At 56.4% G+C, this 19,374-nt stretch carries 17 protein-coding genes; 11 read left to right on the forward strand and 6 right to left on the reverse strand.

Annotated features, from left to right (window positions below; all coding sequences use genetic code 11):
* The first annotated feature begins 329 nt into the window (after positions 1 to 329).
* The 11 genes from N7220_RS16255 (at position 330) to N7220_RS16305 (ending at position 12,872) form a co-directional block, all read left to right on the forward strand.
* Entirely contained in the window at positions 330 to 2,966 is a 2,637-nt protein-coding gene (locus N7220_RS16255; protein WP_283148567.1) for a TonB-dependent receptor, read from the forward strand.
* A 183-nt stretch (positions 2,967 to 3,149) separates the two neighbouring features.
* Positions 3,150 to 3,812, forward strand: a complete 663-nt coding sequence (locus N7220_RS16260; RefSeq protein WP_283148568.1) for an energy transducer TonB — start codon at positions 3,150 to 3,152, stop codon at positions 3,810 to 3,812.
* Positions 3,813 to 3,846: 34 nt separating this feature from the next.
* Positions 3,847 to 4,590, forward strand: a complete 744-nt coding sequence (locus tag N7220_RS16265; RefSeq protein WP_283148569.1) for a MotA/TolQ/ExbB proton channel family protein — start codon at positions 3,847 to 3,849, stop codon at positions 4,588 to 4,590.
* Between the two features lie 11 nt (positions 4,591 to 4,601).
* Positions 4,602 to 5,039: an ExbD/TolR family protein gene (locus N7220_RS16270; protein ID WP_283148570.1), complete on the forward strand. Its 438-nt coding sequence runs from the start codon at positions 4,602 to 4,604 to the stop codon at positions 5,037 to 5,039.
* Between the two features lie 96 nt (positions 5,040 to 5,135).
* Positions 5,136 to 5,561: an ExbD/TolR family protein gene (locus tag N7220_RS16275; RefSeq protein ID WP_283148571.1), complete on the forward strand. Its 426-nt coding sequence runs from the start codon at positions 5,136 to 5,138 to the stop codon at positions 5,559 to 5,561.
* 289 nt (positions 5,562 to 5,850) lie between these two features.
* Complete coding sequence (locus N7220_RS16280; RefSeq protein ID WP_283148572.1) at positions 5,851 to 7,635, forward strand: ABC transporter substrate-binding protein; 1,785 nt, start codon at positions 5,851 to 5,853, stop codon at positions 7,633 to 7,635.
* Positions 7,636 to 7,647: 12 nt separating this feature from the next.
* Complete coding sequence (locus tag N7220_RS16285; RefSeq protein ID WP_283148573.1) at positions 7,648 to 8,586, forward strand: ABC transporter permease; 939 nt, start codon at positions 7,648 to 7,650, stop codon at positions 8,584 to 8,586.
* 13 nt (positions 8,587 to 8,599) lie between these two features.
* The gene (locus N7220_RS16290) at positions 8,600 to 9,670 is read left to right on the forward strand and encodes an ABC transporter permease (RefSeq protein ID WP_283148574.1); all 1,071 of its coding nucleotides are present in this window, start codon (positions 8,600 to 8,602) and stop codon (positions 9,668 to 9,670) included.
* Between the two features lie 14 nt (positions 9,671 to 9,684).
* Positions 9,685 to 11,391, forward strand: a complete 1,707-nt coding sequence (locus tag N7220_RS16295) for an ABC transporter ATP-binding protein (protein WP_283148575.1) — start codon at positions 9,685 to 9,687, stop codon at positions 11,389 to 11,391.
* A 67-nt stretch (positions 11,392 to 11,458) separates the two neighbouring features.
* Positions 11,459 to 11,956, forward strand: coding sequence for a GNAT family N-acetyltransferase (locus N7220_RS16300; RefSeq protein WP_283148576.1), 498 nt, complete (start codon positions 11,459 to 11,461; stop codon positions 11,954 to 11,956).
* 76 nt (positions 11,957 to 12,032) lie between these two features.
* Complete coding sequence (locus N7220_RS16305; RefSeq protein ID WP_283148577.1) at positions 12,033 to 12,872, forward strand: GNAT family N-acetyltransferase; 840 nt, start codon at positions 12,033 to 12,035, stop codon at positions 12,870 to 12,872.
* Positions 12,873 to 12,933: 61 nt separating this feature from the next.
* On the opposite strand, the gene N7220_RS16310 is transcribed toward N7220_RS16305, so the two are convergent.
* The 6 genes from N7220_RS16310 to N7220_RS16335 form a co-directional block, all read right to left on the reverse strand.
* Entirely contained in the window at positions 12,934 to 14,616 is a 1,683-nt protein-coding gene (locus N7220_RS16310) for a hypothetical protein (protein ID WP_283148578.1), read from the reverse strand.
* Between the two features lie 296 nt (positions 14,617 to 14,912).
* The gene (locus N7220_RS16315; protein WP_283148579.1) at positions 14,913 to 15,503 is read right to left on the reverse strand and encodes a DUF2889 domain-containing protein; all 591 of its coding nucleotides are present in this window, start codon (positions 15,501 to 15,503) and stop codon (positions 14,913 to 14,915) included.
* A 177-nt stretch (positions 15,504 to 15,680) separates the two neighbouring features.
* On the reverse strand, positions 15,681 to 17,669 hold the full coding sequence (locus N7220_RS16320; RefSeq protein WP_283148580.1) for a beta strand repeat-containing protein: 1,989 nt from the start codon (positions 17,667 to 17,669) through the stop codon (positions 15,681 to 15,683).
* Positions 17,666 to 18,454 carry a PilW family protein gene (locus N7220_RS16325; protein WP_283148581.1) on the reverse strand — a complete coding sequence of 263 codons (789 nt, stop codon included), beginning with the start codon at positions 18,452 to 18,454 and terminating at the stop codon, positions 17,666 to 17,668. The genes N7220_RS16320 and N7220_RS16325 overlap by 4 nt, the downstream gene beginning before the upstream one ends.
* Positions 18,451 to 18,873 carry a PulJ/GspJ family protein gene (locus tag N7220_RS16330; protein WP_283148582.1) on the reverse strand — a complete coding sequence of 141 codons (423 nt, stop codon included), beginning with the start codon at positions 18,871 to 18,873 and terminating at the stop codon, positions 18,451 to 18,453. Before N7220_RS16330 ends, N7220_RS16325 begins: the two co-directional genes overlap by 4 nt.
* Before the next feature lie 13 nt (positions 18,874 to 18,886).
* Positions 18,887 to 19,369 (reverse strand): pilus assembly FimT family protein, encoded by a 483-nt coding sequence (locus tag N7220_RS16335; protein WP_283148583.1) that lies wholly within the window; start codon positions 19,367 to 19,369, stop codon positions 18,887 to 18,889.
* Between the last annotated feature and the right edge of the window lie 5 nt (positions 19,370 to 19,374).

Here is a 19,374-nt window from a genome sequence, read left to right on the forward strand (position 1 = left end):
TTTTGGTACTTGTTTTACATCTTTAATGTATTGATTTTTAACGATTTAATCGTGTTTTGATAATGCCAAAAAGTACCTGTTTATCGTGTTGTAACGTGTTTACTGTGTTTTTTTGACAACAATTCTGAGCACTATTCCCATTTTTTTTGTGGAGTGAATGTCACTTCTGCGATTATCCGCACACTTACACGGCCAACCGACAACGATGGCCGGAGTGGGTCGCCAACAGCGAACCCCTTGGCCGTACTGTAAGGATGTGGGCTTCCACTTACCAACCCTGGGAGGCAGTTGTGCTTCATAAAAGAAAAACTCTTGTAGTGGCACTGGCAATGATCGGTGCAACGTATGCAGCATCTGCCTTCGCAGATGATGCAGATTCATCCTCAACAACCTCCTCCGCTGCGGCAAACCGTGTTGAAGTAACCGGTACGTATCTTCGTGGTATCAAGCAGCAAGGTGCCAACCCTGTTACCGTCATCAAGACGGAAGACCTGACCAAGCAAGGTATCGTCAACGTCGAACAAGCCGTTGCCGCTATCGCTGCCAATACCTCGGCTATTACTGCAGCGACCTCTGTCGGCACCGACAATGGTGGTGCTGCGTTCGCCGACTTGCGCGGCTTGGGCGAGCAATACACTCTGGTTCTGCTGGATGGCCGTCGTATGGCTAACCAGGCCAGTAACGGCCTGGCGGTTGACCTGAACGCTATTCCGCTGGCAACAATTGATCACATCGACGTATATAAGGGCGGCGCATCAGCCACCTACGGTACCGATGCGATTGCCGGCGTTATCAACTTCGTGACCAAGAAGTCTGTTCAAGGCGCGACGATTGAAGCCCGTATCCTGGATCCACAACATCCAGGTGGCATGACCAAAGAAGTGAGCGTGACCGGCGGCAAGGGCAGCCTGGTAGACGATGGCTTCAATATCTATGGCTCCTTCACGGCGTCCAAGACAGACGAAATCAAGACGACTGATCGCGATTTCGCGACCAACCGCCTGAACCCGCAGGGTGTGAGCGGCAATACTTTCCCGGCCAACTTTGTGCCGCTGGACAGGACCGGCAATCCACTGATCGATCCGAATTCAGCGGTTGATCCGACCACCGGCAACCAATCGCCGTATGGCACGCTGAATACGACTGCGCCGAATTGCCAACCGCCAGTCTTGGTGGGTAACGGTACTGGCAAGGCTTGTCGCGAACAGACTCCGCTGTTTTACGGTATCCAGCCTGAAGTTGAGCAGTACACCGTGACGGGTAAGGCTTCGAAGCAGATCAACGAAGACAATCTGGTGGCCTTGCAGTACATCGGTACGCAAACCACCACCAAGACTCGTGTTGCTCCGACACCGCTGCTGACCTACACCAACGACTTCTTCAATCTGCCGAGCACCTCGCCGTACTTCTCGCTGGCCAATGCACCCGCCGGTACGGACTCGCTAGAACTGCACGCTCGCTCCATTCCGGCTGGCGATCGTCTGGATGAAGTTGTGTCCACGACCCAGCGGATCATGGCAACCGCTGATGGCATGATTGGTGACTGGGCATATGCTGGTGGTCTGGCGTATTCGCAAAACCAGGTTCGCCACTACCTGACCGGTGGTTACGTTGACGGTAGCAAGTTACAAGACGCATTTAACGACGGCACCCTGAACCCGTTCGGCGACTCCGCTGCCGGTGCTTGGGATAGCGTTGCATTGAATGGCAAGATCGAAGAAGACAAGTACGCCACCACGTTGGCCGACTTCCATGTCAATAAAGACATCTTCGCTCTGCCGGCAGGTAACGTGCAGTTCGCGGCAGGTGTTGAAGCCCGACATGAAAGCCTTGACGCGAACTTCAGCACTTTGGCTGCTGCTGCTTTGAGTACCGGCCTTGAGTCGGCCCAGAACACATCCGGCAGCCGTAACTCGCAAGCTATTTTTGCGCAGATGGATATTCCTGTTACTGAAAAGTTCAATGCCGGTCTTGCCGTGCGTGATGACTACTTCAGTGATTTTGGTAATACCCTTAATCCGGAAGTGAAGTTCACTTATCAGCCGATCGAACAGCTGAAGTTCCGCGGTAACGCCAGCTCCGGTTTCCGCGCTCCGTCGCTGTACAACATTTATCAGCCGAATCAGCAAACCAACACTGCCGGTCAGTATGACGACCCGGTCTTGTGCAAGGGCGGCGTTCTGCAACCTGGTGGCAATCAGGGTCGTGATTGCGCCGCGCAGCAGCAACTGTTGATCGGTGGCAGCAATAACCTGAAGCCGGAAAAATCCAATTCCGCCAGCTTCGGTTTTGTAGTTGAGCCAATCAAGGCTGTGACTGCATCGGTGGACTACTTCTGGACCAACATTCACGACACCATCGGTACCCTGTCCGAAACCGCTATTTTTGCTGATCCAGACAAGTACGCAGACCGTTTCGTTCGTGATCCGTCCACTCAAAAGCTGTTGTACGTGATCGATACCACCCAGAACTTGGGTAACACCATGATCTCCGGTGTCGACTTGTCGGCAACGATCCGTCTGCCCAAGACCGATATAGGTAACTTCGCGATCAGTTACGACGGTACCTACCTGACCAAGTTTGATTATCAGCACGAGAAAGATGGTCAGTACTTCCACGGCATTGGTCAGTTCTCGGACTACAACAACGCGCCGATCTTCCGTTACAAGCAAGACCTGAACCTGAACTGGAACAAGGGTAACTTTAGCGGCCTGTTGGGTTCGACCTATCAGACTGGCTATCAGGATATGTATGAAGGCAATCGTGTAGCTTCGTACATCCTGTGGAACCTGTCCGGCACTTACGTGTACCAAAAGAACCTGTCGATCACGTTCGGTATCAAGAACCTGTTTGATAAAGAACCACCGTACTCCAACCAGGATTACACCTTCCAGCAAGGTTACGATCCACGCTTCTTCGACTCGGTTGGTCGTGCGTACTACCTGCAAGCTTCTTACAAGATGTAATTGTAGGGAGTTGCATCCGGCCTCGGTCCTGCCTTCGGGCAGGGCAGGGGCCGGGCAAATGGAAGCAAGTTTCAGCGAAGCCCGAGAGGGTGAGCTGTTGGTTGTGGCAAGTTGAACTTCTGAATCCTGTCGCCGGTAGTTCAGGCGGCGGGTCTTCAGGTGAATTGATAGGTTGAGCCGAACATGGCTAACACAGCGTACGGATATGGCAGTGGTCGTGCCGGTGGCCGTCGCGCGACAGGTCTGATTGGTGTGGTGGTTTTCCACGCTCTTCTGATCTACGCGTTGGTAACGGGCCTGGCGCAAGACGCGGTCAAGAAAATCCAGCAGAAGGTGGAAGTCGCTATTATCAGCGAACCGCCTCCGCCCCCTCCGCCCCCTCCGCCTCCCAAAGTAGAGAAGGTTGTCGAGAAAACGGTTCCGCAACCGCAACAGCCCAAGGCATACGTGCCGCCGGTTGAGCATCCGCAACCTCAGGCTGCGCCTACTGCGATTGCTGCGACGACGTCGGATCCTGCTCCGCAACCTCCGGTTCAGGCCCCTGCACCCACAGCTGCTCCCGCGCCGACAGGTCCGCTGTCAGCACGCGGCAATTGTAGCCACCTGGAACAACCCGAATACCCGTCCAAAGCCATGGAAGATGGCATCGAAGGTCTGGTTTCGATTGTGTTCAGTGTTGGCAGCAACGGTAAATTCACGGCAATTGACAACATCTCGTTCAAGGCTATCCCTGCGAGCTACCGTAATCAGTTCAAGAGTGAAATTACCAAGGCTTTGCAGTCCTATGTTTGCCCGGCTGGTTCGTTCAGTTACGAATACAACTTCCATTTGAATTCTGATTCCTGATCAGGGATCAACGTTTTACTTAAGGGTCGAAATCATGACTAAGCACTTCTCCTCCTTCATCAAATCCTTTGCTGCTGTGACCGGCCTGATGGCTGTCTCGGCAGTGGCCAGCGCCGCTGAAGCCGGCAGCAACCCGTACGGCATCGACGCACTGTGGAACCAGGGCGACGTAGTAGCCCGCACCGTGCTGATCATTTTGCTGATCATGTCCGCGGCCACCTGGTACGTGGGTATCGTCAAGCTGCTGGAACAGCGCCGCCTGCTCAAGCATGGCCGTTCGCTGCTGGAAGCCCACGGCGTTGAGCTGCAACAAAAGGCTGTGGCCGAGAACGACGACGTGCTGTTTACCGCCGTTGCGACTGCCGGTATCGAAGCCGCCAAAGAACACAAGGGTGAACTGGCCAACCGTGTTGACCTGAACACCTGGGTTGCCATGGCGATTTCCGATTCCATGGATTCCGCAGGTCACCACATGCAATCGGGTCTGTCCGTTGTGGCAACCATCGGTTCTACCGCGCCGTTCGTGGGTCTGTTCGGTACGGTGTGGGGTATCTACCACGCGCTGACCGCCATCGGTATTGCTGGTCAGGCTTCCATCGACAAGGTGGCCGGTCCGGTGGGTGAAGCGCTGATCATGACCGCGATTGGTCTGGCAGTGGCTGTGCCTGCGGTGCTGGGTTACAACTGGCTGGTTCGTCGCAACAAGCTGGTGCTGGACATGATTCGTGTGGTGGCTGGCCGCCTGCACGCAAGCCTGCTCGCTTCGCCTGCCAAGTAAGGTAAAAAACCATGGCGCGTTATCGTAGACCCAGTCACGGTGGCGCCTCTGGTGATGAAGATCAGGTGATGTCCGCCATCAACACCACGCCGTTGGTCGACGTGATGCTGGTGTTGCTGATCATCTTCCTGATCACCATCCCGGTGGTGACCCAGTCCGTCAATGTGAAGCTGCCGACGGAAACCAACATTCCGACGCAGACCAAACCGGAAAACATCGTTCTGGCGGTAGATAACAAAAACGTTACCTACTGGAACCAGAAACCCGTCAGCGATGAAGAATTGCTGGCCCGACTCGAAAAGGCCGCAGTGAAAGAACCGCAGCCTGAAGTACACATTCGGGGCGACATCAATGCACGTTATGGTCCCTTGGGCCGCATCGTGCTGGCCGTACAACGTGCCGGTATCGTCAAGATTGCGTTCATTACCGAGCCGCAGCCAAACAATTGATGTGGATCGCTCTGCAACCAGGCCAGTTGACCGGCCCGGTTGCAAGCCCGGATTTTTAAGGCAAATGCAACAGCGTTTGCCGTGTGGAGAACGACTATGGGCATGCAAGTAGGCTCGTCCGGTGATGACGAACTGATGATGGAAATCAACACCACGCCGTTGATCGACGTGATGCTGGTTCTGTTGATCATGCTGATCATTACCATCCCAATCCAGACGCATGCCATCAAGCTGGACATGCCAACCAACAATAACCAGCCGCAGAACGACAAGAAGCCGGTCGTGGTGCAACTGGATATCCTGCCGAACAATGAGATCCATTGGGATGGCGAGTTGGTGAATGGCCGCGCTGCGCTGGAACAAAAACTGACCTCGATTGCGAATCAAAACCCGCAGCCGGAATTCCATATCCGCCCTGACAAAGATGCATCGTATGCACCGGTCGCTGAAGTACTGGCCGAGTCGCAACGTCTGGGCGTGAAGAAGATCGGCATCGTGGGTGGCGAGCAGTTCCTGCAGTAACCGAGTAACACTCGCCGTAGCGTGCAAAACCGGAACAGGTTTGATGCTGGCAACGGTGTAGTGATTGAGATGCCTGGGGGGATTCCTCTCAGGCATTTTTATTAGGCGTCAGTTTGGTTTTGCAGCCTGAACAGGTTGTGCGAACTGGCGTTTGGCAGTGCTCAAGTGTTCGTTACAGCAACAATCGCCTGGCTAGAATGCATACATCAATCCAGCTGCGGCAAAAACAGAAACAGCAGTATTGATTACAGGTGATCCCTGTAACACGCGGATCAGGGAAGGGGGAAATATGAGAATCAGAAAGCTGGCGCTCGCCGCCATGCTCGGCATTCTGGCCTGGCAAGCGCAAGCCGCGCCTGATCCGGACAAGGTGCTGCATAGCTCGTTCAACGCGGCCGAAACCGGTTATGACCCGGCCAAGGTGTCTGATGTGTACTCGCACGGCGTGATCGAGAACATCTTTGAGCCATTGCTGACGTATGACTATGTCGCACGTCCGGCCAAGCTGATTCCGTTGACCGCACAGGCTATGCCCGAGATCAGCGCTGATCGGCTCACCTATACCTTCCACCTGCAAAAGGGCATCTATTTTGCGGATGACCCTGTTTTCAATGGCAAAAAGCGCGAGCTGACCGCTGCTGACGTGGTCTATGGCCTCAAGCGTCTGGCCGATCCGGCAACGGGTTCGCCCTCCAATTACCTGGTACTTGGTCATTTTGTCGGTGTCGATGAACTGGCCGAGAAAGCCAAAAACGGCAAGTTCAATTACGACGCCCCGTGCGAAGGTATCAAGGCGCTGGATCGCTACACCGTCCAGCTCAAGCTCAAAGACCCATATCCCGCACTCTCGTATGTCCTGGCGATGCCGCATACCTCGCCGCAAGCGCGTGAAGTGATTGAAGCCTATGGCCAGAATTCCAACGCCCACCCGGTCGGCACTGGCCCGTACATTCTCAAAGAATGGAAACCGGGCGTAAAAACCACGCTGGTGTACAACCCCAATTTCCGTCATATCGTTTATGACTTCCACCCCACGCCTGGCGACAAGGCGGGTGAGCAGGTGGCAAAAGACATGAACGGCAAAACCATGCCGCAGATCGGCCGCATCGAAGTACAGATATTCACCGAAGAACAGCCCATGTGGCTGGCCTTCAAGAGCGGCCAGCTGGATGAGTTGTATTCGATTCCGCAGCCATTGTTGCGTGGCGTGTTGAACATGGACCCAAAGAACCCGCGCCGTGCCGCGCTCAAGGCCGAATACCGCAAAGCGGGAATCAAGATCAGCCGGGTGCTTGATCCGGAAATGACCTATTGGCCGTTCAATATGCAAGACCCGGTGCTGGGTGGCTTGGGCAAAGAAAAAATCGCCCTGCGTCGCGCCATTGCCATGTCGTTTGATACGGACCAGACCATTCGCGATATCCGTCGCAACAATGCCGTTCGCATGGAATACATCGTACCGCCGGGTGTGGTTGGGCATAACCCAAACTTCCGCCTTGATTACGGGTTCAACCGTCCTCTAGCCAATGCCTTGCTGGATCAGTTTGGCTACAAGATCGGCGCGGATGGCTATCGCACCACGCCGGATGGCAAGCCCATTTCCATCGACTTTTTGTCAGATGCGTCTGCAGTTGGTCGTCAGTGGAATGAATACTGGCAAGAAGCACTCGACTCCATTCACCTTCGCGTGTCGTTCCGCCCGGTCACATTCAACGATCTGCTCAAGGCCATGCGTTCGTGCACCTACGGCATGGTTGGCGCGGCCTGGATCGCGGATTATCCGGACGGCGAAAATTTTGTGATGCTCAATTACAGCAAGAACATCGGCGCAGAAAATACCGCCTGCTATAACTCGCCACGCTACGACAAGCTGTATCTGGAATCGCAAAAAATGCAGGACAGCCCGGAACGCAATCACCTGTATGACGAAATGAACAAGGTGATGATGGAAGAAACCCCATGGCTGCCAGGCGAAACACGTTTCCGTAACCGTCTGATGCAACCCCGTGTTCTGGGCGATGAGGTTCATCCCGTCCTCCAGGTGTCCTGGCGTTTCATGGATATCCAGAAATAAGGAGGCGGCAAAATGTTCGCTTATATCGTCCGTCGCGTCCTGCAAATGATCCCGACTCTGTTTGGGGTGATGTTGCTGGTGTTTGTCCTGTTTAACGTGTTTGGCGGTGATCCGTCACTGGTGCTGGCAGGCAAGCACCTTACTGCTGAATCGCTGGCCAATATCCGCGCACAACTGGGGCTGGATAAAAGCCAGGCGGCACAGTTTCTGATCTTTGTGAAACAAGTGTTGACGCTGGATTTCGGCACCTCCTGGTCTACCCAGCAACCGGTATCCGACATCATCGGCTCGCGCGTCGGCCCATCCTTGCTGCTGACGGGTGCGATGCTGGTGGTTGACCTGTTGATTGCCATTCCGCTGGCGGCCACCGTGGCGTATTTCCGCCGTGGCCTGACCGACCGCATTGTGACCGTCTGCTGCACCATTGCCATGTCGGTCTCTGCGCTGGTGTACATCATTGCCGGTCAGTACTGGCTGGCCTACAAATTTGGCTGGTTCCCGGTGTCGGGCTGGAGCAATTCGTCGTGGCATAACCTGGTGTACTACGTGCCATTGCCCATGTTGATGGGGCTGATGGTGTCACTCGGGCCGGATATCCGTTTCTATCGCTCGTTCTTTGTGGAAGAACTGGGTAACGATTACGTGCGTACCGCCCGCGCCAAGGGCTTGTCTGAGCGAGTTGTCATGCTCAAGCACGTGCTGCGCAATGCGCTGATTCCGGTGGTGACCACGGTCATGATGTCGCTGCCATACATGTTGATTGGTGCGCTGGTGCTGGAGACCTTCTTCAGCATTCCGGGTATGGGTAACGCGGTGGTGATCGCCGTAAACAACAGTGATTTCCCGATCATCAAGGCCATCACCGTCTATATCGCCCTGGCGACCATGATCTTTAACCTGTTGGCCGATCTGATCTACAAGCTGATCGACCCACGCGTGCAACTCAAGTGAGCGGAGAGACAACATGACAAGTTCTGTACAGGCTGCTCCGGCCACAAATAGCTCGCCGGAAGTGCACCGCGGATTCTGGGCGCTGGGCTGGCGCCGTCTCAAGCGTGACCGTGTGGCGATGGTCTCGCTGATCGTGGTCGGCGCGTTCCTTGCTGTCGCCGTCGCCGGCTGGTTCAACATTATTGGTGATGGCTGGCGCAAAGAAGTGGCTATCCCTTATGCGCCCCCATCCTGGCTGGCGCAAAGCGCAGAAGAAACGCTGCCACCGGCTGAGGAAGACACCGCGGGTGCCAAAAGCAGTGCGCCGATCATGACCATGACCGAAGCGGAAGACCCCATTGGCAAGGAGCTGGCGATTGCCCGTCAGAACATGGGCAAGTACGCCTCGGTAGAAACACCCTTGCGCGAGGCGCTGCCGTTTGGTGCCGACCTGCGTGGCCGTGACGTGATCGTCAAGACTATCAAGGGCACATCAACCTCGGTCTTCGTCGGGATCTTTGGCGCACTGTTCACATTGCTGTTGGGCACCGTGCTGGGGGCGCTCTCGGGCTACTTTGGTGGCAAGGTCGATGACTTTCTGAACTGGTTCTACAGCGTGTTCACCAGCGTGCCAGACATGCTGTTGTTGCTGTCGTTTGCCGCTGTGGCCGGGCGTGGCATCAAGACCATCATTATTGTTATGGCATTGACCAGCTGGACCGGAACATATCGTCTGGTGCGTGCTGAATATCTCAAACTGAAGAACCGCGAGTTTGTACAAGCGGCCAGCGCGATTGGTGCCAGCGATGCCCGCCGTATCTTTGTGCATATCCTGCCCAATATCTCGCATCTGTTGCTGGTGCAGTTCTCGCTGCTGACCGTGGCGCTGATTAAATACGAAGCAATTCTGTCGTTCCTGGGTTTTGGCGTCGGCGTTACGCAAGTGAGTCTGGGTTCCATGCTGGCCGAGGCTCCGGCGGAGCTGGTGCAGGGTGTCTGGTGGCAAATGGTGGCGGTGACCATCGCCATGTCTTTGCTGGTGACCGCATTCAGCTTGCTGATTGACGGTTTGCGCGACGCGTTTGATCCCAAAGCCAACAAATAACCAGGACCGACATCATGAGCAACCAAGAAAACCTGCTGTCGATCCGCAATTTGAATGTGCGTTTCAAGCAAGAAGACGCTGAACATTTTCACGCGCTCAAAAGCGTGAGTTTTGATATCCCGAAAAACCGCACCGTGGCGCTGGTGGGCGAGTCGGGCTCCGGCAAGTCGGTGACGTCAATGGCGATCATGCAGTTGCTGCCCGCCATGCAGACGGTGATCGACCCCGAAAGCCAGATCATCTTTGAAGGCCGCAATTTGCTGGGCATCTCACATGCCGAACTGCGCCGTTTGCGCGGTAAAGATGTGGCGATGATCTTCCAGGAGCCGATGAGCTCGCTCAACCCGGTATTCACGGTGGGTGACCAGATTGTTGAAACGCTGATGCTGCATGCGCATTTGTCGCGCAGCGCGGCGTGGAAGCGGGCGCTGGCTTTGCTCATTGAAGTCGGCTTGCCGGACCCGGAAAAGAAGATCAAAGCCTATCCACATGAGTTGTCCGGCGGCCAGCAACAACGCGTGATGATCGCCATCGCCATCGCTTGCGAACCCAAGCTGCTGATTGCCGATGAACCCACTACTGCGCTGGATGTGACCATTCAGAAGCAGATTCTGGAACTGCTGGCTGCGCTGCAAAAGAAACACGGCATGTCCGTGTTGTTCATCACCCATGATCTGGGTCTGGTGGGCGAGTTTGCCGATGAAGTGATCGTGATGCGTCACGGCGAGATTCGTGAAGCGGGCTTGGTGCAGCAGATTTTTGAAGCGCCGCAAGACGCTTATACCAAGGCGCTGCTGGCGTGCCGTCCGCAACTGGATCATCGCCCGCAACGCTTGCCGGTAATTGACGACTTCATGAAGCCCGGCGGTTACGTGGCCCCGGCTGAACGCGTACGCGGTTATCAGGCAAATGACGAAATCGTGCTGGACGTGCAGGGTTTGTCCAAATCGTTTGATATTCGCGAAGGCTTGTTCGGCAAGAAGCAATTCCACGCGGTGAAAGAGGTGTCTTTCAAGCTGGCACGCGGCAAGACGCTGGGCATCGTCGGTGAATCTGGTTCGGGCAAAACCACCGTCGGTTTGACGCTGGTGCGCTTGCATCAGGCTACCGCCGGCAAGGCGTTGTTTGAAGGCAAAGACTTGCTGGCGATGTCCAACAAAGAGTTCCACGCCTACAAGCGCCGTATCCAGATCATTTTCCAGAATCCATACGCTTCGCTCAATCCGCGCTTTACCGTGGAGCAGATTCTCACCGAGCCGATGATGCTGCATGGCCTTGGCGCCAATGGCGCAGAGCGCCGGAAAATGGCGCAAGAACTGCTGGATCGCGTGGGTCTGCCAGCTCGTGCGCTGCTGCGCTACCCGCATGAGTTCTCTGGCGGCCAACGCCAGCGCATCGCCATCGCCCGCTGCCTGACCATGAAACCGGAAGTGCTGATTTGTGATGAATCGGTATCGGCGCTGGATGTCTCCGTGCAGGCGCAAGTGCTGAACCTGCTGCAAGACTTGCAGGATGAGTACAAGCTGTCGTACCTGTTTATCTCGCACGATCTGGCGGTGGTGAAGCATATCTCCGACCAGGTGCTGGTGATGAACAAGGGCGAAGTGGTCGAGCAAGGCGATTCGGATGCGATCTACCGCGAGCCCAAAGAAAGCTACACGCGCAAATTGCTGAATTCGATCCCGCAAGGCTGGATGGGCGCGGCACCCGCGCTGGCATGATGGCGTAGGGCGGGTGTAACCCGCCCTCTGTCACGCGCATATGTTCGGCGGGTTGGGGGATAACAAGATGTCTAGTCTGCAAGCACAGCGTTTATCCCGCGATGACCCTGCAGCCGTTGCGGATCTGCAGTCGGTCTTCAACGGCGCGCCCGCATTCAGCCTGCTGGTTGAGGGCAAGCTGCCCGAGCCCGATGCCGCCGAGCAGGCGCTGGAAGCCTTGCCGCCGGACATCGATTACCCCGACAAGTTTGTCTTCGGTTATTACCTCGATCAACAGATTGCAGGTTGCGCCGATGTGATTCGCGGCTATCCGGAAAAGCACTGTGCCTTTATCGGCCTACTGTTGTTTGCCGAAAACTGGCAACGCCAGGGGCTGGGTAAACAGGCGCTCCAGCATATTGATCACTTGGCGCGCGGCTGGGGCTGCCAGGAAATCCGCCTGGGTGTGGTTGCCAATAACCAGCCAGGATTGGTATTTTGGACAGCCCAAGGGTTTGTCGAACAATCCAGGCGTGAATTACCGGGCTATCCCGCCGATTTGATCCTGATGTCACGCGGTCTTTAGTTCGCGCGGGTTGACACGCCGGGCAACGCTGTTCGCCAAGTCCTCGGGCTTATCCCCCAAAGCCAGAGAGGATCGCATGACGCATATCGAACGCCATTCCGACCCCCATACTTTTGCCGCAGCGCTGACCGCGTGGCTGGGCGAACAGTACTGGACCCACAATCAGCTTTACACCATGGCGCTGCGTATAACGCCCGCCTTGTGCGCCGAACGGCAGGTTCATTTTTATCTGCTCAAACGTGCCGGGCAGACCTTGGGCGCCGCTTTGGTCAGCGGCGTGATACCTACCCGGACGCTGTTCATGACCGATCTGGATCATGACGCAATCGATTGCTTGCGTTCCGCCCTGCGTGACGACGATGTGCTTTTGACTGATGTCATCGGGCCGCAGGGTTACGCCGAGTCTTTTGCCGCCGTCTGGGGAGAGTTCGAGCCACGGGTAGCACTGGGTAACCATCGCTTGATGACTGAACCTGTGAGCACCGGCGCGGCCGGTTATTTGCGGGCTGCCACCGACGCCGATGAAGCCTTGCTGGCACGGTGGTTCCTGGCATTTTGCGAAGAGTGCGACATGTCTGAAACTGCGGCGGGTGCGCTCGGCAGAGTGGCGGGGTGGTTGCAGACGAATCCGCCCATGGTCTGGATCTGGGAGGTTGATCACCAGGCTGCCGCGTTTTGCGTGACTTCTCCCCATGCACCGCTGGCCCGCATCGGCCCGGTCTACACGACGCCCGAGCAGCGGGGTCGCGGCTATGCTGGAGCAATGGTGGCTGCGGCTTCAGCGCACTTGCAAGCCAGCGGCATTCGGGATGTATTTTTGTATACCGATCTGGCCAATCCGATCAGCAACAGCGTGTATCAGCGGATCGGCTTTGCCCAAATCAGCCAGCATACGCATCTGGATCTGGTCAGCTAAAACGGATTGCCATGCGCGGCTGCAAAACTGGGCGGCCGCGTATGGCTCTGGCCATCCCCAATCAAGGCGTGGCCAGATGCATGGCGAACTGGGCGTGTCGCGGGGCGCTGCTGCACATTCCCTGTTTTTGCGAAACACGCTGATATAAGCGTGTGAGCTTGTCCGGCGATTCATAAATCAGCGTGGCGTTATTCAAGGCGCGGGCCAGGTCCTGTGGGGCGACGGCATCCGTGTCCGTCGGTTTGCCCCAGATCACCACATAATCCACAGGCAAACCGGTTTGCTGCTCAAAACGTGGCACGTCCAGTCGTTGGATCGCGACCTGCGGCTGTCCTGGCTGCCAATGGAAGATCAAATCCTGCGTGTCATATCCTGGCCGGAAATGCACCGGATACACCTTGAGCCGCGCCAGAAAATTGAACAGCACCACGCGATCTTGCGATAACTCCAGCCGGTTCGTCGCCTGAAACAATGGGTCGTAATTCCATGGGTAACGCACGCCGTTCTGGTCGTAACTGACCGACGATTCCAGCACCGGCAGCACGGTGCAGTGCGCCCCGATTAAATGATCGATCTCCTGCAAGGCGTTCATGGGCGGTTGCAGGCTGGCCTGAAGTTTGTTGGTGGCGTGGAACTGGATCAACAGCAAGGCCAGAGCCAGCAGCGATAAACCGACGCGTTGCCAGCGCCGGAAAGCAAAAAATGCCGCACACAACACCGCCCACAACAGCGGAAAAAGTGCCGCGCGCATGAAATGCGACCAACCGCCGCCCGAGATATCCGGGACGAGCAGGCTGAAGGCAAAAAACAGGATAAACACGGTTAATGCTGCAAACCAGGCCAGCTTCAATCGCCAGCGCACAGCGCGTTTTCGCCACAAACCAACCATTAATCCAACGGCCGTCGCCACTTGCAAAAACACCAGCGTGCAGGACACCACGCGCTCGTCGCCAGTCTGTATGCGGAACAACTTGGCTCGCATCAGGCTATCTACGCGCTCGTGCAGCGGAATGCCGTACAAGGTTTGTGCGCCGTGCTGCTGCAAGAAAAACCAGATCACCAGCGGCAGCGGAATGCACAAGCCCACAATCAGTCGGCCATAGGTAGCACCAAGTTGCCGCCAGGATTGGCCGGCGCGCAAGTCAGCAAAAAATTGCAGTCCCGACAGCACGCCAATGGCCAGCAACGCCATCAGAAACCCGGCCGCGTGCGACAAAAGCGTCACCACCAAAGCGCAGCCCAAGGCCACGGCTAATGGGAGGCTGGGTTTTGTCCGCAAGCGCACGTACAAGCCAATGACCAGAAAGAAGCCCGCAACCGAGAACAGGAAGTTATATAAGCCAAGATAAAACAAACGGTTTGCCGTCAGCGGCAAGACAAACCAGGCCAGCCACGTATTGGCCGGGTTGATCTGCCGCAATGCATAGCGCGCAGCCAGCGCCGGGGTAATGAGGCAGAGCGCCTGCAAACACGCTTCGGCAAGATCAGGCGAAAAAACCAGCAACAGCGTGCGCAAAATGGCGTAGACCGCCATATTGGGTTGCAAAGTATTGGCGAGCACAAACATCTGCGACTGTAGTGGCCACTCTGGCGAGCCGTAGTGGCTTAGCAAATAGGCAAACGACAGATGAACCGGGCCGTCATTGGTGGCCAGCGGGCCCTTCACAATGATGAACGCGGCATAAGCCAGCAGGAACGCCGGAAACAGGCCATGCCGAAGTATGGTCCTGACAAAGTTATTCAATACGATCTCCAAAGCCGGGGGCGGCAGCCGTAGCAAGGGTGAATTCGGTGAGTGGCGCTACTTTCACCTGAATTCATGCCATTGGGATCAGTCTTGCATGCAATTGACAATTTTCAAGTTTGTTTTGTGCACTGCATCATCAATGCCCGCCGCAAAGAGATGCAAATAACAAGCGCGTGCGGGGATATCAAGCGCCGCCGGGACCGTTGGCGAGTGCTCGAAGGCATGAATAATCAAGTCAAACTGCGGGCAAGCAATGGGAATGACGCGCTGGGTGCTAAGTAGCCGCAGCGTTTTCAGCTATCTGTTGCAGCATCGCCCGTGTAAAGCTCCGGAAACTGCACCCGCACCGGATCACCATCGCTACGCCAGCCGTGGCACGAGTCAATCAACCTGCCCAGCAAACGAGACTGTTCACCGGTGCGCTCGCCCACGGCGGGCTGCGCTGTTTCCCGTTTGCGCAAGCCGGAGGAGATGGTCTGAAACGCCACCGTGGCCATCGGGCCCAGCAATTCGGTGATGTGTGTACAGCCCGCTCGCCCTTTGAATAATTCGCGGATTTTGCGGTTAAATCCCGGCCCGATCTTGATGCCGACCAGTTGCTGATATGAGGCGGCAATCTCTGGGCAAATGAGATAGGGCGAATGCTCGGTACTCGCCTCGGCAGCAACAATTTCGTATTGGCTGTTGAGCGTGAGCCGCACCTGCATTTCATGCAGTGCTTCGCCCGCAGGCAGGTTGCGGCCATCGTAAAACGACACGGGATAACCTTTGGTGTCGGTGATGGTGGCTTCGATATCCCACAAGCCGTCCTGGCGTAGATAGCCTTGGCAGCTGATCTGGCGAGAATGATATGGGTCGCGGGCAACGGCAGGACTGAGCGCCATGAGGACACCTTAAAAGGGACGCATAAATTACGATAAAAAAACCGGGCCGTCATTACGATCGGTCCGGTGATTGTCGTGGTTTTAAGCCCGCCAGTAAAAGTGCAGATAGTCCGTATCTTCGCGTTTGATTCAGCAATGCGGCCATCCGCGAACTGGTGGGACTAGTTTGGCGGCGAACTACAGATAGCGACTCCAGAACACCTGCACGTTGTTGGTCGAGGTCGATGCGCCGCCGCCGGTACTTGGCAAGCCGGCGCCGGGCTGGTAGGCAGGTGGTAATGCGGTCAGGTTGATGGTGGTACTGCCGCCCAGGCTGTTGGTCACACTGGAACCATTACCAGCGGCGGTGACATAGCCATTCACCACCGTACTCCCGCCGGTAGTGAGCTGGTTGCCTGCCAGAACGCTGCCGTAAATGGTGTTGGACGAGCCGAGACTGATGTTCCCGCCAGAATAGATGCCATTGACCGCGCCCCCAGCCAGCAGGGCGTAATTCGCTGCCGGGTTGGCCGTATAAACATAACTGGTGGGATTGCTCGTCGGCGTGCACAGGTTGGTAGGATAGCGCGCCGGAAAAAATGAATTCACGCAGATGCCGGTCGGCGTGTAATTGGTGCCAGAGACTGAACCGTTATAACCGGCGTAGCTCGGCGCATAGACCTGAAAACTGCCACTGGTGGCGATGTTGCCGGTGGCAATAAAGGTGTTGTAGTAATTGCCATTGCCCAGCGCCAGATTGCCGTGAAACCAGGTCACCCCCTGCGCAATGCTGGTGCCGTTAATCGACCATGTGCTGTTACTGGTGCTATAGGCAAAGCAGCTATTGCTGGTCGAATAACCCTGGCAAATGGTCACAGCGGAGCCAACGGCTGGCGTCTGGCAAGTCGGGTTGCTGGCACTTGAGCCGGTGGCTAACGCGGTACAGAGATAATCCTGGTGGCTGCCATCGTAATTGCCCAGATAATACGTACCGTTGGCGATGCCATTCACATTGGCAACGGTGACTTTGCGATAGCCGCTGCTATCCACATCAAAAACGTAATTGGCCAGCGATTGCAATTGGTAAGCATCCACCGTTTGCGTGGTCAGGGTCAGGGCGGTCAGCGGCGTGATGGCCACCGTGTAACCGGTTTGCTGCGTGACATTGACGTTGTTGTTCCAGCTAGGTTTGGACAGCGCGCCACCAATAATGCCGCTGCCGACACTGCCACTGCTGGTCACCGTCAGGTTTTTTTGCGCATACAGCGTGCCGACCGTGCTGTAGTCCATGGTCACGCTGCCTTTGGTTTTGACCGATGTCGCGCCGCCCAGCGTGACATCGCCAATCGCCACAATGGCGCCGTTGTTGGTGCTCTGGGCACTGACGGTTCCGTTGGCGTTAATCGCACCTGCATAGGCTGCGCCAGTCAGCACCACATTGCCCATTGCGTTGATCGTCAAAGCACTGGCACTGCCGCTCAACGTGACATTGCCATTCGAAGAAATGACATTTACCGAGGAGTTGCTGCCTAGCGTGACATTGCCGGTGGCATTGATCGCCTTCAAACCCGTTAGCGACAGACTGCCAGCATTGAACGCACCCTGTACGTTGATGACGGCGTTTTGCGCAGTGGTGGTGCTGGAGTTAATGGTGATGCTGCCACCCAGGTTCACGTCATGATTGAAATTGATGGCGTTGGTATTGCCAGGATTGCTTGAGGTGGTCGAACCGGTGACGCAATACACCGCCTGCACGGTTGACGTGGCGCCGCCGCTGCTGCCGGTAAAGTTGGCCGTGACCAAGGTGCCTTGGGTTGAGCCGGACGCCGCCGAGGAAACGCAGCCATTGCCGGTGGCCGAGTTCAGACTGACCACCGAGCCCGCGACGCCAGTGACGCCACCCAAGGTGATCGCGTTACCCGCAGCCAGACTGGTCGTGCCGGTCAGTCCGATTTGATACAGATATTGCCGAAAAGCCTCGACGCCATTCCATGCTTTCATCTGCGCCTGGGTGGCGCCGTGCGCCGTGACCATGCTGTCTTGTTCGCTGCGGATGTAATACATGGTGCCCAGCACGGCGGCGGACAACGACAAGCCCACCAGCAACACCAGCAAAATGGCCGCTAGGCCACGTTGGCCGCGGGTACTGGTCTGTGAGAAAGAAGAAGGGAAGTTGAAGGTTCTCATGTGGAGAAGTTCGGCAAGCAAGTGGTCCAGGAGTTACTGCCGCTATTGGTCGTCCAGTTAATCCGGATCGACAAACCGGCCGTATGGGTCTGGCTGCTGGTAAGCCCGGAAACAGCACTGGCTGCAGAGGCGGGCAGGCTGGCCGTGTTCACTTCTGCGCCATACGGCCAGCAGGTACCGGTGCCTGTGCTGGCCTGGAAAGTCAGATTGGGCGGCACCGGCGGTGCTGCGTTAATTGCTGGCAAGATATTGGCCCCAATCAGCGGGGTAACCGTCCAGACTTTGCTGCTCCACTGGGTGGAAACCGGGTTGCAACTGCCGGCGGCCTGCAATAACGAGACCGAATTGTCGGCACTACTGCTGATCAGGCCTTGGCAGGTCCACGCTGTGGTGGCCGTGGTCTGGGTGGGATTGCTTTCCCAAAAAATGGCGTTGGCGTAGGTGGTTGCCGTAGTCGGCAGGGTCACCGCAGTGCCGGTCACCTTATTGGTGCTAGCCAGGGCAGCACCGCTGACCACAGCAAAGTTGGTATTGCTGGCCGCGCTGGCAATCCCGAACCCCGCGCTTTGCAGCTGGTTTTGCACGGTCAACAAACCGGTGGTGGCCTGTCGATCTTGTGCGGCGGTGGGCTGCATGCCGCTGCTTTGATCAAACGTAAAATGCAGCACCACCCGAAACAGCGACAGCATGGCCAGGATGACCAGCATGGATATCACCAGGCCAACCATCAGACTGACTAGCGTGAAGCCTCGTTGTCCGGAGCCGAGATGAGCATTTTTTTTCATTGCGAACCATTGTTGGTAATGACAAGCGAACCGCCCAGCAACGAGCCATCACTTGGCGCGCTGGCGGTGATCGCCACCTGCGGCACAAACACGGTTTTGGCAGTGCCCCCGGCAACACTCACCGTCGCCTGAACCATGGTGCAATTGCTGGCCGTTGTGGCAGATACGGTGTTGCTGGCATTCAAGGCGATCGGGGCAGGAGTCACACCATTGCAAAGTGCACTCAAGCCAGTGGTGCTGCTTTGCAACTGGGCGCGCACCTGATTCACCACAATGTTCTGGGCGTTAACGGTGGTCTGGCTCAAGGCAGAGCGCGACAGCACATAGGTCATGCCCACCCCGACAATGCCCATCAGCAGCATGGCGATCAAACCTTCAAACAAGCTGGTGCCACGCTGGCGTAGCAGACGTTGCGACAATGGCTGTGGCGGCCTAGTTAAGCACGGCAGTGGTATCACTGCTAACTCCCATGCTGGTGACGATGAAAGTGGCAGCAGTACCGCATTGCGTACTCCCCAAAGTGGCAGCAACGGGCAGGCCGGAATCGTTATACGCCACGCATTGCGCCGCCGCGCCGTTCAAGATGGCCGTGGTGGCATTGGGCAATTTGCCGGTCCACACCGCGTTGGTGCAATTGAGGCCGCTGGCGGTTGCGGCGTCCTGGGCGCACACCGTGTTGTTATTCAATACCAGGTAAGCGGCTGGATTGCTGGCCGTGACGGCACTGCCATTGCGCAACGCCCGTGATTTGGCTCTGGCAACACCTTGGTTGAACAACGTAGTGCCAGACCGGATGTTGGAGGAGCCTACCCATTGCATCGTTAATGGCACACCCTGCAGTAACAGCACCATCATCACCGCAATGGTGATGATGAATTCAATTAGCGTGAAACCGGCGTTCCTTTGTTTATACATGGCCC

The organism is Silvimonas soli (assembly GCF_030035605.1).
GTDB classification, from domain to species: domain Bacteria; phylum Pseudomonadota; class Gammaproteobacteria; order Burkholderiales; family Chitinibacteraceae; genus Silvimonas; species Silvimonas soli.